Genomic DNA, 15,988 nt, shown 5'->3' with positions numbered 1-15,988 from the left:
TTGCCGAGTCATCCGTTCGCGGGAACGGCTGCCTTCGCGGCGTCCTGCGCGGCGATGTACCCGAACACCAGGCCCTGACCGATCGTCGCCCCCGCACCCGGGTACGTGTTGCCGAACGCGTTCGCGGCGGTGTTGCCGATCGCATAGAGACCGTCGATCACACTGCCGTCCTCGCGCAGCACCCGCGCCCGCTCGTCGGCCTTCACGCCACCGCACGTGCCGAGGTCGCTCAGCGTCATCTTCACCGCGTAGAGCGGCCCTTCGGTCAGCGGCCGCAGGTTCGGGTTCGGCTCGACCGTCGGATCGCCGTAGTAGCGGTCGTATGCGCTTCCCCCACGACCGAATTCGGAGTCCGTTCCCGACGCGGCGTCGTCGTTGAACCGGCGGAAGGTCTCGGCGAACGCGTCCTCGGGTATCCCCATCGAGCGCGCCAGCTCGACCGGATCCGTGGCCCGGTGCGCGATGCCTGCCTTGTACCAGGAGCCCGGGATGGGCTGGCGCGGGAACAGCCCCGCCGCGAACAGGTAACTGTTGCGGTACTTCTGGTCGAAGACGATCCACATCGATTCGACCGGGTCGCCGGCCCGCTCGCGCTCGAGGACGACCTGACCGAACGACATGTAGTCCGAGGACTCGTTGGTGAACCGGCGGCCCGTGTGGTCCACGATGAACGACCCCGGCAGGGACCGTTCCGCCAGCATCACCAGCGGCGGCTTGCCCGGGGCCGTCGGCGCGACGGCGGGGAACCACCATGCCTGGTCCATCAGGTCGAGGCCGGCGCCCACCTCCTGGGCGACCTTGATCGCGTCGCCGGTGTTGCCTTCGGCGCCGAGACTTTCGTTGTCGGCGAGCCTGTCGGACTGGAACTTCCGTCGCATGGCCATGTCGTGGTCGAACCCGCCGGCCGCGAGGACCACACCGCGACGGGCGGTCACGGTCACCTCACGGCCGTTCTGTTCGAGGACGGCACCGGTCACCCGCTCGCCCTCGGTGACCAGCCGCACCAGCGACGTCTCGGTCCAGACGGGGATCCCGGCCCGCAGCACCCCCGCGAACAGGCCCGCGGCGATCGCCTGCCCGCCGGCGACGTACTGCCGGCCGAGCGCGAGGCCGCCCACACCCTGCGCCAGCCGCCGGAAGATGCGCGGGAATCCCTTGAGGGGGACCCGCATCATGAGGTTCAGCCACTTGTAGTCGGCACCGGTGGTGGGCATCGGCAGCCCCGCCTCCATCAGACCGGGGCGCAACCGGCCGCGCTCGTCGCCGAGCACCGACGTGTCGAACGGCCGGCACTCACAGGTACGTCCGACGGCGGCGCCGCCCGGCTGCTCCGGGTGGTAGTCGGCGTAACCCTTGGCCCAGAAGAACTTCATCGGCGTGGTGCGCCGGAGCATCTCGACGGTCGCGGCGCCGTGATCGACGAACGCCTCGCCGCGCTCGGCCGGCGCCGAGCCGTCGACCACCGACCGCACGTAGGTGTGACCCCGCTCGGGGGTGTCGCCCGAACCGGCCTCGCGCAGCACCGGGTTGGCGGGCACCCAGAACGCGCCTCCCGAGCGGGCCGTGGAGCCACCCACGTACCGGGTCTTTTCCACGATCAGCGCCGACAGGCCGAGCTCGCGCGCGGTGAGCGCGGCGGCCATACCGGTGCCGGACCCGATCACCAGCAGATCCACGGTGGTGTCGTGGGCGGGGGTCACGGCCGGTACGGGACTCGTCGCCATTTCGAATTCTCCTTCACATCGTCGCTGCCTGGTCGGGTCGCGCCTCGGACCCGAGGCGACCCACTGCACGCATGCCCGACGACGCTAGGACAGTTCCACCACGCCGGCGGGCGGGTTCCCGGCCACCGGGACGTCCGTGGGCGCGGTCGCCACCGGCTCACCGCAGCGCGCGCAAACGCGATCCCGCAACCTCCCGATGCGTGGGACGACGACCCCGGCCGGGTCCACGGTGCCGCTAGCGTCGACTCGTCTCGCGACGAACCGTCGATCCCACAGGAGCAGCCATGACCACGTCCGGCACCGTCACGCACGCCGAACGCATCCGCGCCACCGTCGTCGAGTATCTGGCGGCCGTCGCCGACGGCAGCGGCGCCGACATCGCTGCGCTGTATGCGGAGGACGCCACCCTCGAGGACCCGGTCGGCTCCGCGCCGAGGACCGGACGGGCGGCGATCGCCGAGTTCTACCGCGCACTCGAGGGCTCCCGGCGCGCGACCGAACTGCTGGCGCTGCGGGTGACCGGGTCGTGCGCGGCGTTCCACTTCCGGGTCGTCACCGAGACCGGGGGCCGGGTGCACGAGGTCGAGCCGATCGACGTGATGACCTTCGACGACCAGGCCCGGATCACGAGCATGCGCGCCTACTGGGCGCCGTCGGACATGCGGCAGCGCTGAAAGCCCCGGCACGGTCCGCCGGACGCCGGTCGCAACCCGCCGCCGGAATGACGGACACTGGAGAGATACCGAACGGCGAGAGGAACCTTATGAGCGCGGAACACACGGTGCTCGATCCCCGGACGATGCGCGACGTGCTGGGCAACTTCTGCACCGGCGTCACCGTCGTGACCGGCCACGACGGCCGCGAACCGCTGGGTTTCGCGTGCCAGTCGTTCGCGTCGGTGTCCCTGGATCCGCCGCTCGTGTCGTTCTGCCCCGCCCGCACGTCGCGGACCTGGCCGAAGATCCGTGAGATCGGCACCCTCGCGATCAACGTCCTGGCCCACCACCAGCGCGACACGTGCATGGCGTTCGCCGTCAGCGGCGGCGACAAGTTCACCGGCGTGGACTGGACGCGCGGCGACAACGGCGCGCCCGCCATAGCGGGCGCGCTGGCCCGCATCGAGGCCACCGTCGAGGCCGAGCACGACGCCGGCGACCACACCATCGTCGTCGCGCGTGTGACGGGGCTGACCGCGCTGCACGACGACGGACCGCTGTTGTTCTACCGCGGCGGCTTCGGCAGGTATGCGGGCGAGACGCTCCTCGATCCCCGCACCGCCACCGACGTGAACCCGGTGCGGTGAGCGGCGAGGCGCACGTCACGGAATAGTGGACCGGCCGGTGTGGTTGGACCGATCGTGTGCCCGGATCCCGAACCCGGGCCCCGGACACGCGAAGGATCCAGGTGACCACACCACTATCGATTCTCGACCTGGCTCACATCGGCCGCGGCGAAACCGCGCGCGACAGCTTCGCCGCGAGCGTGGACATGGCGCAGCGCGCCGAGCGGTGGGGCTACCGCCGCATCTGGTACGCCGAACACCACAACATGCCGACCATCGCCTCGTCGGCCACCAGCGTGCTGATCGCGCACGTCGCCGCCCACACGTCCACGATCCGGCTCGGCGCCGGGGGCATCATGCTGCCCAACCACTCGCCGCTGACCATCGCCGAGCAGTTCGGCACCCTCGAGACGCTGCATCCCGGCCGCATCGACCTCGGTCTCGGCCGCGCCCCCGGCAGCGACCAGAACACCCTGCGGGCGCTGCGCCGCGACCCGTCGTCGGCCGACAGCTTCCCGCAGGACGTGCTCGAGCTGCAGGGCTACCTGCGCGGCACGTCGCGCATTCCGGGCGTCGACGCCGTCCCCGGCAAGGGCACCGACGTGCCGCTGTACATCCTCGGCTCGTCGCTGTTCGGGGCGAAACTCGCCGCGCTGCTCGGCCTTCCGTACGCGTTCGCGTCGCACTTCGCGCCGCAGGCGCTCGAGGACGCCGTCGCGCTGTACCGGCGCGAGTTCCAGCCGTCCGAGCAGCTCGCCGAGCCGTACGTCATCGCGGGCGTCGGCGTGATCGCCGCGGACACCACCGACGAGGCGAATGCACTGTTCGAGGCCACCAAGCGACAGCGCATCCGGCAGATGCTCGGCCGCGGCCGCACCTTCACCGACGACGAGGTCGAGATGCTGCTCGACGCCCCCGCCGGGCAGCAGGTGCTGCAGATGCTGCGGTACACCGCCGTCGGTACCCCGGCCGAGGCGCGTGCCTACCTCGACCGCTTCACCGAGCGCGCGCAGGCCGACGAGCTGATCGTGGTGTCGTCGGCACCCGGGCGCAAGGCGTGGCTGCGTTCGCTCGAACTGCTCGCCGACGTCAGCGGGCTCGTCCCGGCCTGAACGGCCCGTGACCGCCCGTGACCGCCCGTGACCGCCCTGAACGGCCGAATGTCACATCGTGTCGATCTGATCGACGCGATGTGACATTCGGCCACAACGGTATTGGGTGACCGAGGCCGGAGGGGCCGAGCACCTACCTGTCGCGCTGGTGCTTCGGCTTCCAGACCACCAGCGCGTTGCTGCGCGGCACCGGCACCAGCGCGCGGCGCGACGCGTGCAGTTGCGCGATCTCGGCTGCCATCTCGGACAGCCGCTGCTGCAGGGCCTCGACCTGATTGGTCAGCTCGATGATCCGCTTGATGCCCGCGAGGTTCACGCCCTCGTCCTGCGACAGGCGCTGCACCTCACGCAGCAGCGCGACGTCGCGCGGGGAGTAGCGGCGCCCGCCGCCCCGCGTGCGGTGCGGGGTGACGAGGCCGAGCCGGTCGTAGTTGCGCAGCGTCTGCGCGTGCATGCCGGCCAGTTCCGCCGCCACCGAGATCACATAGACCCGGGCGTCCGGGTCCATCGGCGAATCGTGCCGGTTGCGGTTCTCGCTCATCATGCACCTGCCCAGCCCGCCCGCGGATCGAAGCCGCTCGCCTGCTCCGCGTGCATGTAGATCCGCAGTGCGTCGATCGCCTGGTCGTCGAGGTTCTGGGGCACGGCCACCTTGACGGTCACCAGCAGGTCGCCGGCGCCGCCCCCGCGCTTGGGGACGCCGCGCCCGCGTACCCGCAGCACGCGCCCGTCGGCCGTCCCGGCCGGGATCTTCAACCCGACCCGGCCCTCCAGGGTGGGGACCGAGACGGTGGTGCCGAGCACCAGCTCGCCGTAGCTGACCGGCAGCACCAGCGTCAGGTCGTCGCCGTCGCGGCCGAACACCCTGTCGGCGCGCACGTGCACGGTGACGAACAGGTCGCCGGGCGGGGCGCCGCGCAGTCCCGCCTCGCCCTGACCGGCCAGCCGGATGCGCTGGCCGTCCCGGACCCCGGGTGGGATCCGCACCGTGATGGTGCGGGTGCGGTTCTGGATGCCACTGCCGCGACAGTCCGTGCAGGGCTCGTCGATGATCGACCCGGTGCCCCGGCAGTCGTCGCACGGCTCGGAGAACCCGAACGCACCCTGGTTGCGCGAGACGATGCCACTTCCGTTGCAGCGCGGGCACACCCGCGGGCTGGTGCCGGGTCGGGCGCCACTGCCGTGGCAGGTGGTGCACGGCGCAGGGCTGGTCAGCCGCAGAGGGACGGTGACGCCGAGGGCCGCGTCGCGGAAGTCGAGCGTGGTCTCGGCGTCCACGTCGGACCCGCGCCGGGGCCGCGACGTGGTGCGCGCGCCACCGCCGCCGGTCCGGTTGAACAGGCCGCCGAACAGGTCGCCGAGACCGGCGTCACCGGCCCCACCGCCGCCGCCACCGAACAGGTCACCGAGATCGAAGGTGGTGGTGCCGCCGGAGAACCCGCCGCTGCCGGCGCCGGGACGGAACCCGCCGCCGAAGCCGCCGGAGGCGAACATCTGCCGGGTCTCGTCGTACTCCTTGCGCCTGGCCGGATCGGACAGCACGGCGTACGCCTCGCTGACCGCCTTGAAGCGCTCCTCCGTCCGGGTGTCGCCGGGGTTGGCGTCGGGATGCAGATCCCGCGCCAGCTTGCGGTAGGCCTTCTTGATGTCGTCGGCCGACGCGTCGGAGGAGACACCCAGCTCCTTGTAGAAGTCCTTCTCGATCCACTCCCTCTGGCTCACCGGGTGTCTCCTCCTCTCGCTGTTTCCCTGTACTTACTCGTTGTCCGCACCGGACGCCGGCTTTTCCGCCGGTGCGTCGCCCGCGTCCGTCACGGTCACCATCGCGTGCCGCAGGATCCGCTCACCGAGCCGGTATCCCTTGCGCAGCACCGTGTCGAGCACCGGGTTCGCGCCGTCGCCCTCCATGTGCACGGCCTCGTGGATCTCCGGGTCGAAGGCGTCGCCCTCGTCGCCGAAGGGCTGGAGCCCCAGGCCCGACAGGACGCCGTTCAGCTTGTCCGCCACCGACTTCAGCGGCCCCTGCTCGAGGTCGCCGTGGGCGCGGGCCCGGTCGAGGTCGTCCACGACGTCGAGCAGCTGGGTGACCACCGAGGCCTTGGCCGCCTCGGTCGTGACCACCCGCTCGCGCTCCACGCGACGCCGGTAGTTGGCGTACTCCGCGGTGAGGCGCTGCAGGTCCGCCGTGCGCTCGGCCAGCTGAGCCGACTCGGGCGACGGTTCGGCCGCGAGTGCGGCCTCCTCGTGTTCTCCCGCAGCCGGAGCCTCGGTGTCCGCACCGCCGACGGGCTGCGACCCGGTCTCCGGGTCGCGAACCTCGAAGGTGTCGGGGTCGATCCGACGCTTGTCGGTGACGGTCACCGGCTCCTGCTCGGGCTTCTCCGCCGTCACTTCTTCTCCGAGTCGGTCGGCTCGTCGACGACCTCGGCGTCGACGACGTTGTCCGAGCCGGCAGCCGCGCCGTCACCGGCGGCAGCACCCGCGTCGGCGGCCTGCGACTCGTACAGGGACTGGCCGAGGGCCTGCGACTCCGTCGCGAGCTTCTCGACGGCGGTCTTCACCGCGGCGATGTCCGTGCCGGCGAGGGCGTCCTTGGTCTCCTTGATCGCGGCCTCGACCTTGCTCTTGGCGTCGGCGGCGACCTTGTCCCCGTTCTCCTGGAGGAACTTCTCGGTCTGGTGCACGAGCGACTCGGCCTGGTTGCGGACCTCGGCCTCCTCACGACGCTTGCGGTCCTCCTCGGCGTGCGCCTCGGCGTCCTTGATCATCCGGTCGATCTCCTCCTTGGAGAGGCCGGAGCCCTCCTGGATCTTGATCGTGTTCTCCTTGCCGGTGCCCTTGTCCTTCGCGGTGACGTGCACGATGCCGTTGGCGTCGATGTCGAAGGTCACCTCGATCTGCGGGACGCCGCGCGGAGCCGGGGCGATGCCGCCGAGCTCGAACGAGCCGAGCAGCTTGTTGTGCGCCGCGATCTCACGCTCACCCTGGAAGACCTGGATCTGCACCGACGGCTGGTTGTCGTCGGCCGTGGTGAAGGTCTCGGAGCGCTTCGTCGGGATGGTGGTGTTGCGCTCGATGAGCTTGGTCATCACGCCACCCTTGGTCTCGATGCCGAGGGACAGCGGGGTGACGTCGAGCAGCAGCACGTCCTTGACCTCGCCCTTGAGGACGCCGGCCTGCAGGGCGGCGCCGACGGCGACGACCTCGTCCGGGTTCACGCCCTTGTTGGGCTCACGGCCACCGGTCAGCTCGCGCACCAGGTCGGTCACGGCGGGCATGCGGGTCGAGCCGCCGACCAGGACGACGTGGTCGATGTCCTTGACGGAGATGCCGGCGTCCTTGATGACCTGCTGGAACGGCGCGCGGGTGCGGTCGAGCAGATCCGAGGTGATCTTCTGGAACTCGCTGCGCGAGAGCTGCTCGTCGAGGAACAGCGGGTTCTTGTCCGCGTCGACAGTGATGTACGGCAGGTTGATGGACGTCGACTGCGAGCTCGACAGCTCGATCTTCGCCTTCTCCGCGGCCTCGCGCAGACGCTGCAGGGCCATCTTGTCCTTGGTCAGGTCGACGCCGTGCTGTGCCTTGAACTTCTCGACCAGCCAGTCGACGACGCGCTGATCCCAGTCGTCGCCACCGAGGTGGTTGTCGCCGGAGGTCGCGCGGACCTCGACGACGCCGTCGCCGATCTCGAGCAGGGACACGTCGAAGGTGCCGCCACCGAGGTCGAAGACCAGGATGGTCTGTTCCTTCTCGCCCTTGTCCAGGCCGTAGGCCAGCGCCGCGGCAGTCGGCTCGTTGACGATGCGCAGCACGTTCAGGCCGGCGATCTGCCCGGCCTCCTTGGTGGCCTGCCGCTGTGCGTCCTCGAAGTAGGCGGGGACGGTGATGACGGCGTCGGTGATCTCCTCACCGAGGTAGGCCTCCGCGTCCCGCTTCAGCTTCATGAGCGTGCGCGCGCTGATCTCCTGCGAGGTGTACTTCTTGCCGTCGATCTCCACGGTCCAGTCGGTGCCGATGTGACGCTTGACCGAGCGGATGGTGCGGTCGACGTTGGTGACCGCCTGGTTCTTGGCGGGCTGGCCGACCAGCACCTCGCCGTTCTTGGCGAAGGCGACGACCGACGGGGTGGTGCGCGATCCCTCGGAGTTGGCGACCACTACGGGCTCGCCGCCCTCCAGAACGGAAACGACGGAGTTGGTGGTTCCGAGGTCGATACCGACCGCACGAGCCATAGTGTTTCTCCATTCTTCGCTGCGGCACACCGGTGTGCCGCATAGGTGTCCTTGCACAACCTGAGCCGGATCGGCTCAGCTGAGCGCAGTCGACTCAAGCTTGCACCCGCCCGGAATCCCGAGTCAAGTCAAAGTTGAGCCTGTGACGCTCAAGTTGTCTGCTTCCTCCAACGGCAGACCGCCCCGTGATGTTCCCTTTGTGACTCGGATCACAAGAATTGCGGGAGGCTACGATCCCGGGGTGAGCACGCGCCCGCAGCCGCCCCGCCCGGAGTTCTCCGTCACCCCGCTGCACCCCACCGCCTCCCCCGCACCGCGCGTCGGCGCCGCGGTCTCGGCCTGGGTCCTGTCGTTCGTCGTCTTCGCCGGACTGCTCGGCGCCGTCCTCCTCGACCGCGAACCCGTCCGGGACGCCCTCGAGCACTCGCTGCGCAGCGCCAACCCCGGCACCACCGCCGAGAGCATCGCCGACACCGTCGCCCTCACCCTCGCCGGTTTCGCCGCCGCCGGCCTGCTCCTCGTCCTGCTCGCCGTCGTCTTCCTCGAACTCCTGCGCCGCGGCCACCCCCGGGCACCCCTCGCGCTCGCCGTCGTCTCCGCCGCCACCGTCGTCACGGCCGTCGCCGCCCGCAGCGTCCTCGCCGACGCCGGCGACGCCACCGCCGGCGTCCTGCTGTGGGCTCCCCTGCTCTGGGCCGGGCTCACCGTCGTCGGCGCCGTCGCGGCCCGGCGTCGCTGACGCCGGAGCCAGCCACACAGCTGTCGGACATCGACAACCGTCGCAACCGCTGTCGATGTCCGGGAGTTGTGTCTACCGTCGGGCACGTTCGGCAGCCCGAGCCAGCCGCTCCAGCACGACGTCGAACCGGAACAGTTCGGCCCACGTCCAGCGCACCACTTCGAGACCCAGCTCCGGATCGCATCCTCCCGCAGCTTCTCCCGCCGTACTACGTCGGCGGCCACACCCGGCGCCCCGCTTCCGTACTTGCCCATGCCGTCGAACTCGCCGACGATGCCGGGGTCCTCCCAGAAGAAGTCGACCCGGGCGACGAAAAGGCCCGCGGGCGTGCGCAGCTCGTGCTGCAGTTCCGGCGGGCGGGTACCTGCCTCACGCATCCGCAGGCGGCTGAGCGACTCGCCAGGGCTCTCGCTACGCCCGTCGAGCAGACCGGCGATCCGGCGCGCCGCGGCGATTCCCGCCCTGCTCCCGGCCGCGTCGAGCGCGGCCCGGAGGTCGAGTGCCGGGTGCATACGCATCGCCGAATCCCCGATCACCACCGCCTGCTCGGGCGGCAGGGTACGTGCGAGGTCGACGACGGTCCGGGCTGCGGAGGTGACGGGCACACCGTCGACGATCTCGACGTCATCGACGGCCAACGGTGCCGCGTGCGAGTGCAGATGCGTGGTGCGACGCGCACCCGTGGGACGGTTGTGCGTGAGGTGGACCCGGGAAAGGTCGGCGTCCCAGACGTCGAACCCGTGGACGATCACCGCCGAAACATGGCTGATCGCGGCTCTCGATCCGAGCGCACACCGGACGGCGCGAATCCGGGCACGGTGCAGCTCGGTCGCGTCGAGCGTTTCAAGGACGGTGCGGGAAGGGTAGGCACCGGGAGCGATGCGCTGGAGTTCGCCCGTGCGCAGCGCCTGGCGAAGTTCTGCCTCCGTGGTCCCGGAGGCGAGGGCGGCGGAGCGGAGGATCGGATCGACCATGGCGTCGAGTCTGAGATCGATCCGGCCCGGTCGAGGCGACACGGAACCCGCAACCGCGAATCTGTGGATGAGCGCTCCGACTGTGGACAAATGTGTCCACATGCGTCTCGGACTTCGACAACCGTCGCGACCGTTGTCGAAGTCCGAGACCTGTCAGCCTGCGACGTCGGCGAGGATGCCTTCCCCGCTGCGCGCCGCCACGCTGCACGCGTTCGCGGTGAACCGGTCGAGCAGGGGATGCTCGGCGCGGGCACGCCAGGTGCGGACGGCGGCGACGCCGGCGGCGTGGATCTCCGCGGCGGTCGCGTCCGGCCCGAGGCCCAGCCGCTGGGCAGGGCCGATACCGAAACCGCCGATCAGCCGCTGCAGTTCGAGCAGGTCGTTCTCGCTCAGCGCGACCCGGGTCGAGCGCAGGCGGCCGAGCAGGCGCAGCTCGGTGAAGCCGTGGACGTCGGCGAGCAGCCGCTGCACCGAGGCGAGCAGCGGGCCGTCGCGGTGGGCGCGCAGGACCCGTTCGAGCGACATCAGCGCCGAATGCGCCTTGAGCTGATCGGCGCGCTGGCCGAACTGCACGTCGATCACCTGACGCAGTTCGTCGAGCCCGCTGCGCGCCACCAGTTCCGCGGCCAGCGTCGGCGAGTCCCGTACCCCGAGATGGATCAGCGTGACGGCCATGCGGATCCCGAACAGGCCGAACCGGTCGACCAGGTGCGCCCGCGTCCCCGGATCGACAGGCAGCGCGATGTCGGGGCGCGCGAACCGATCCGCCGACAGCATCGCCACCTGAAGATCCTGCGACGGCACCTGCGCGAGCGCCTCGAACGCGGCGAACTCGCTCTGCCGCAACGTCCGCGCGCCCAGCGCGAGCAGCCCCGCGACCGGCACGACGGCCTGGCACAGTCCGGTGCGCTCGAGCTCGCCCGCGAACCGGGCCGCGACCTCCTTGGCGGACATCATCGCGTCCATGCGGCCGGCGCCGACCTCGTCGGCGCGGGAGACCACGCCGATCACGCCGAGCGGACCGGACTCGCCGCCCACGTGCTGGCCGATCCGGCCGAGGAACTGCACGTCGGCGGCACCGAGGGTGCGCATCAGGTAGACGACGGCGTCGGCGCCGGACGCTTCGTCGTCGGGGGTCAGCAGCTCGAACGTCCGGGCCGAGACGTCCTGTGACAGCGACGACGTGCCCGGAGTGTCGATGATCGTGGTCTGGGCGAGCGCACTGGCGGGCCACTCGACGTCGATGCGGTCCACCCGGTCCGCGGTCAGCTCGCCGAGGTCGAAGGTGAGCCGGCCGTCGCGGCGCTGCACCGGCACCGGGAGGATCCGGTCGCCGTCGTAGCGGGCGGTGACCGAGGGGGTCGAGCCGCTGCGGTACCACGTGACGACGCGCGTGCACTCGGTGGCGTCGGTGGGGGCGATGTCCTGCCCGACCAGGGCGTTGAGCAGCGTCGACTTGCCGGCCTTGAGAGAGCCGGCGAGCGCGACGCGCAGCGGCTGCTCGAGCCGCGCCGCACACAGCGCGAGCTGCTCGGCGGCGCGCGGGTCGCCGCCGTACCGGGCACGCGCGTGGGCGACGAGCTCGCGGGCCTGCTCGACGCTCACGCGCCGGCCCCGGCCAGCTGCGCGGCCCGCTCGCGGAGGGTCGTCAGCGCACGCACGTGCGTCTCGAGTTCGGCGATGCGGCGCTGCCGCTGCGCCTCCTCGACCGTCGCGGCCTCCTGCGCGGCGCGCAGCGACTCGGACAGCGACCGCAGCGTCTGCTCGGCCAGCTCGGTGAAGTGGTCGCGCAGCTGGCGCTGGATCAGCCGGAGCCGGTCCTTCGACTCCTTGCCCACCTGGAAGCCGACGTCGTCGGTGAACTTGCGGACGGCGACCTTGGCGTCGGCGCGGCGCTTGGCGATGCGCGCCTGCTTGTCGTCGCGATAGGCCTTGGTGCCGAGCACAACTCCCGCCCCGACGGAGATCGGGTTGACCAGCGCCATGCCCATGAGCGTGGTGATGAGCCCGAACATGAGCACGCCGCCGTAGGAGCCCTTCATTCCCACGAGCATCTTCTGGCCGACGCCGATGCGGCCCGACTCGAGGTCCGAGAGCCGGGAGACGGGCTCGAGCAGCCCCTCGAGGTCGCCGAGGCGCAGATCCGGCAGGTCCACCGCACCGCTGTCGGCGAAGTGCCGGGCGACGACCTCCGCGAGCCACACCGAACGTTCGTGGGCCCACACGAAGTTGTCGCCCACGGATTCGGCGACCTGCTCGCCCAGCCATTCCCCGATCCGCGGCCATTCCTCACCGGGGTCGCATTCGTCGACGGTGGCCTCCGCCTCGCGGGTGACCCGGCGCAGCCGGTCCCGCAGGTCGTGGTCGATGTCGGCGGCGAGGTCGGCGATGCCGTCGGCCAGGGTCTGCTGCCACTGGGCGGCCCGGGTGCGCAGCGCCTCCGCGGCGGTCTTGGCGCGCTGCAGTTCCGCGACGGCCGCCGCACCGGTCTCGGGGTCGCGCAGCGCCGCGAGCTCGCTGCCCAGGCCGAGCGCGACGTGTTCGACGACCGACTTCACGTCCAGCGCGACGGACCGCCGGGCGGCGTCGGCGCCGCGCGCGACGACCCGCTCACGGAGGAACCCGTACACCGATTCGAAGCCCGACTCCTCGTGCAGCGACGCGTCGTCGAGGCGCAGGGCGTGACTGCGCAGCAGCGACGAGACGGGCAGCAGGGGCACGTCGAGGCCGGCGCGCTGCAGGTGCCCGCGGTCGGCGGCGACGATCTCGCGCCAGTGCGGGTACAGGTCCGTCTTGGTGATCAGCACCGCTGCGGCCGGGCACAGCTGCAGCACCTGCCGCAGGAAGCTCAGCTCCGGCTCGGTGAACTCCTGGCTGGCGTCGGAGACGACGAACACCGCGTCGGCCGCCGGAAGCAGACCCAATGTTGCTGCGGCGTGCGGGTTTCCGTGCCCGCCGACACCGGGGGTGTCGACGAGGACGAGACCGTCGGCGAGCAGCGGGCTCGGCACGTTCACCTCGAGCCGCAGCACTTCCCGGCCGCCCGCGCGCGGCGTGCCGGGCGTGACGTGCTGCAACTCGTCGATGGGCAGGTCCACCCGGACGGGATCGCGGCCGGGCTCGGCGAGCACGAGTTCGGCGAAGGTGCGGTCGGCGTTCTGCACGACGGTGGGCACCGCGGTGGTCTCGTCGTCGCCGACCGAGCACACCTCGAGGTTGAGGAGCGAGTTCACGAACTGGCTCTTGCCCTGTTTGAGCTGGCCGACGACGACGACCCGCAGTCGGGGGTCGACGACGCGAGTGCGCGCCGCCTCGAGCCTGGCGGCGAGGTCACCGCGCTCGGCGGCGCGGATGTGTTCGGCGGCCGCGTCGATCAGTTCGACGAGGGCCGCGCGGCGAGCGGCGGCATCTGCGGACGACGTGTGCATGGTGATCGCTTCGACTCGCCTTCTGTCGGAGTGCGGGCTGCACCGAGATTATGTCCTCCGCGACGAACGCCGGCCCCGCGTGGTGCACGCGGGGCCGGCGCCGGGTCCGTGCGGTGGGTCAGCCGAGGAAGGTGTCGAAGTCGGAATCGGTGCCGACACCGGCGCCGGCGTCGATCCCGCCGTGCAGATCGGCGTCGGCACCGGTGTCGGCGGAACCGAACAGGCCACCGGTGCCGCCCGCGCTGCCGAAGACGTCGCCGGCGTCGATGGACGACCACGCATCCGTCGTGCCGTCGACGGCTCCCGAGAGCTGGCCACCGAGCTGCGAGGTGCCCTCGGCCGCGCCGCCGAGGCCCGCACCGAGCGCACCGCCGGCGTCCGTGGCTCCCTCGAGCCCGCCCGTGACGGCGCCGCCGACCTGCGACGCGCCGCCCGCGGCGCCGTCGAGGCCGCCGCTCAGGCTGCCGCCCAGGTCGGTCGCGCTGCCCAGGCCGCCCGCCAGGCCACCGGTCAGCTCGCCGCCGAGGTCCGCGGCACCCTCCAGGCCACCGGTCAGGCCGCCGCCGAGCCCCGCCCCGAGATCCGCGGCGCTCCCGAGCCCGCCGGTCAATCCACCGGCTAGGTCCCCGCCCAGGTCCGCTGCCCCGTCGAGCCCGCCCGACAGTCCACCGGCCAGCCCGCCGCCCAGGTCCGCTGCCCCGTCGAGCCCGCCGGTCAATCCACCGGCTAGGTCCCCGCCCAGGTCCGCTGCCCCGTCGAGCCCGCCCGTCAACCCACCGCTCAGGCCGCTGCCGAGTCCGGCGCCGAGGTCAGCGACGGTATCCAGTCCCCCGGACACGCCGCCGGCGAGGCCGCCGACCGCCTCGCCGCCGCCGGCGAGCTGCCCGCCGAGGTCGAGCGCGCCGTCGAGGGCGTAGCCGAGCTGGCCGGTCAGGTCCGCGTCGGCGCCGAGACCGCCGCCGAGGGTGGTGGCCAGCTGGGAGCTCAGGGCCACGGTGGAGTCGAGCGTTTCCCCGAGGCCGGCCTCGAACACCCCACCCAGCGCGGAACCGAGGTTCGCACCGGCTTCCCCGCCGACGGAGAACGCGGAGCCGAGCACCGCGGAGAGGGTGCCGTCGGCGCTCGATTCGACGGTCGTCGACAGGTCGAGCGCGACGTTGAGGGCGTTGCCGAGCTCCAGGGTCGCGGAGTTCTCGAGGCCGAGCGCGCCGCCGAGGAGGCCGCCGACCGCGGTGCCGAGGTCCACGCCGCCGGAGGCGTCGCCGCCGAGGAGGGCGCCGAGGTCGATGCCGCCGACGAGCCCGCCGTCGGCACTGCCCTCGAGTACGGCGCCGAGGGTGCCACCGAGATCACCGGCGACGGAGCCGCCCGCCTCGAGCAGCGCGGACAGGGAGGCTCCGAGTCCCGCGGTCACGCCGGTGAGGGCGTCGAGGCCACCGCCGAGGTCCAGGCCACCGGCGAGCCCGGTACCGACCTCGAGGACGGATTCGAGGGCGCCGCCGAGCTGTCCGGCGAGGTCGGTGCCCAGGCCCAGCGTGCCGCCGAGGGTCGCGCCGACGGCCGTCGCGAGGTCCGCGCCACCGGCGAGGGCCGCCTCGACCGCGGTGGAGAAGCCGCCGCCCGCGGCGAGCGCGGTGTCGAGCAGACCGCCCAGCGCCCCCCCGAGCTGGCCGCCGAGCTCACCGCCGACGCCGAAGGCGGCCTCGAGCGCACCCGACAGGTCCCGGGCGGTCCCGGCCGTCGCGCCGAGCGCCGCGTCGAGCGCTGCACCGAGGTCCGCGACGACGCCGGTCGCGGCGTCTAGCCCGAGGCCGCCGGCGAGGGCGCCGGAGAGCGCCGCGCCCAGGTCCAGGTCGCCCGCCAGGTCGAGCGCGCCGGAACCGATGCCGCCGAGCGCGCCGCCCGCGCCGAGGGCCGCTCCGAACGCCGCACCGAGCGCGGCACCGAGATCGCCGCCGAGTTCCAGGGCCGCGCCCAGCGTGCCGGCGAGATCGGCGGCCAGCTCGGCCGCGAAGTCGGTGTCGAGGCCGAGACCGCCGCCGAGACCGCCGCCGACGGCACCCGCCAGGCCGAGCCCCGCGCCGCCGGCGAGACCGAGGCCCGCGCCGCCGGCCAGGCCACCGGCCGCACCGGCACCGATCGCGCCGGCCGCACCCGCCGCCCCACCGAGCGCCGCGGTCAGCTCGGCGGCCGTCCCCGCGAACAGTCCGCTGTCGGCGACCAGGGGCGCGACGGCGACGATGTCGGCGTGGCACACGTCGGCGAGACCGGCCTGGGCCAGGGCGGCGTCGGGGTTCGTGCAGTAGCGGGCGAGGGCCTCTTCGTCGCGCAGCAGGCTGAGGATGAAGTCGAGCACAGCGTTGGTGGACATCGCATCTCCTGAGGTCGGTGTTCTGCGATTCACGCTACGAACGGCCCGTCCCCCGCCCAAGGGGGCGGAGTCCCCCATCGGTCCGGGGCCCGTACGGGGGCGGGGGTTAGGGGATCGGGACGGATA

The 15,988-nt window shown here is 72.2% G+C and carries 12 protein-coding genes and 1 pseudogene; 4 read left to right on the top strand and 9 right to left on the bottom strand.

The annotated features are described in order from the left end of the window. Nucleotides 1-8: 8 nt before the first annotated feature. Nucleotides 9-1,724 (bottom strand): 3-ketosteroid-delta-1-dehydrogenase, encoded by a 1,716-nt coding sequence (locus tag G6039_RS21580; protein ID WP_043796677.1) that lies wholly within the window; start codon nt 1,722-1,724, stop codon nt 9-11. A 284-nt stretch (nt 1,725-2,008) separates the two neighbouring features. Between G6039_RS21580 and G6039_RS21575 the strand changes: the two genes are divergently transcribed. From G6039_RS21575 to G6039_RS21565, 3 genes are all read left to right on the top strand, one after another. Continuing rightward, nucleotides 2,009-2,398: a nuclear transport factor 2 family protein gene (locus tag G6039_RS21575; RefSeq protein ID WP_043796674.1), complete on the top strand. Its 390-nt coding sequence runs from the start codon at nt 2,009-2,011 to the stop codon at nt 2,396-2,398. A gap of 89 nt (nt 2,399-2,487) precedes the next feature. Continuing rightward, nucleotides 2,488-3,027, top strand: coding sequence for a flavin reductase family protein (locus tag G6039_RS21570; protein WP_006945120.1), 540 nt, complete (start codon nt 2,488-2,490; stop codon nt 3,025-3,027). Nucleotides 3,028-3,128: 101 nt separating this feature from the next. Then, nucleotides 3,129-4,118 (top strand): LLM class flavin-dependent oxidoreductase, encoded by a 990-nt coding sequence (locus tag G6039_RS21565; protein ID WP_043796671.1) that lies wholly within the window; start codon nt 3,129-3,131, stop codon nt 4,116-4,118. Nucleotides 4,119-4,251: 133 nt separating this feature from the next. Here G6039_RS21565 and G6039_RS21560 read toward each other — a convergent pair whose 3' ends face one another. From G6039_RS21560 to dnaK, 4 genes are read right to left on the bottom strand one after another with little or no spacing between them, the layout of a single operon-like run. Beyond that, complete coding sequence (locus tag G6039_RS21560) at nt 4,252-4,659, bottom strand: heat shock protein transcriptional repressor HspR (protein WP_006945118.1); 408 nt, start codon at nt 4,657-4,659, stop codon at nt 4,252-4,254. Next, nucleotides 4,659-5,840 (bottom strand): molecular chaperone DnaJ, encoded by a 1,182-nt coding sequence (gene dnaJ / locus G6039_RS21555; RefSeq protein ID WP_006945117.1) that lies wholly within the window; start codon nt 5,838-5,840, stop codon nt 4,659-4,661. The genes G6039_RS21560 and dnaJ overlap by 1 nt, the downstream gene beginning before the upstream one ends. Nucleotides 5,841-5,873: 33 nt before the next feature. Then, the gene (gene grpE, locus G6039_RS21550; protein WP_006945115.1) at nt 5,874-6,509 is read right to left on the bottom strand and encodes a nucleotide exchange factor GrpE; all 636 of its coding nucleotides are present in this window, start codon (nt 6,507-6,509) and stop codon (nt 5,874-5,876) included. Continuing rightward, entirely contained in the window at nt 6,506-8,350 is a 1,845-nt protein-coding gene (gene dnaK, locus G6039_RS21545; RefSeq protein ID WP_006945114.1) for a molecular chaperone DnaK, read from the bottom strand. Before dnaK ends, grpE begins: the two co-directional genes overlap by 4 nt. Before the next feature lie 241 nt (nt 8,351-8,591). Between dnaK and G6039_RS21540 the strand changes: the two genes are divergently transcribed. After that, nucleotides 8,592-9,089, top strand: coding sequence for a hypothetical protein (locus tag G6039_RS21540; protein WP_029545573.1), 498 nt, complete (start codon nt 8,592-8,594; stop codon nt 9,087-9,089). Between the two features lie 72 nt (nt 9,090-9,161). On the opposite strand, the pseudogene G6039_RS30780 reads toward G6039_RS21540, so the two are convergent. The 4 genes and pseudogenes from G6039_RS30780 to G6039_RS21525 form a co-directional block, all read right to left on the bottom strand. After that, nucleotides 9,162-10,063: pseudogene (locus G6039_RS30780) on the bottom strand (hypothetical protein). Nucleotides 10,064-10,216: 153 nt separating this feature from the next. After that, entirely contained in the window at nt 10,217-11,668 is a 1,452-nt protein-coding gene (locus G6039_RS21535) for a dynamin family protein (protein ID WP_006945111.1), read from the bottom strand. After that, nucleotides 11,665-13,491, bottom strand: a complete 1,827-nt coding sequence (locus G6039_RS21530) for a dynamin family protein (protein WP_029545575.1) — start codon at nt 13,489-13,491, stop codon at nt 11,665-11,667. The genes G6039_RS21535 and G6039_RS21530 overlap by 4 nt, the downstream gene beginning before the upstream one ends. A gap of 118 nt (nt 13,492-13,609) precedes the next feature. After that, nucleotides 13,610-15,862, bottom strand: a complete 2,253-nt coding sequence (locus G6039_RS21525) for an IniB N-terminal domain-containing protein (protein ID WP_152103886.1) — start codon at nt 15,860-15,862, stop codon at nt 13,610-13,612. Between the last annotated feature and the right edge of the window lie 126 nt (nt 15,863-15,988).

This window comes from Rhodococcus aetherivorans (assembly GCF_011058165.1).
Lineage (GTDB): Bacteria > Actinomycetota > Actinomycetes > Mycobacteriales > Mycobacteriaceae > Rhodococcus > Rhodococcus aetherivorans.
The sequence above is the reverse complement of the archived record's forward strand: the minus strand, read 5'-3'. Positions and strand labels throughout refer to the sequence as shown.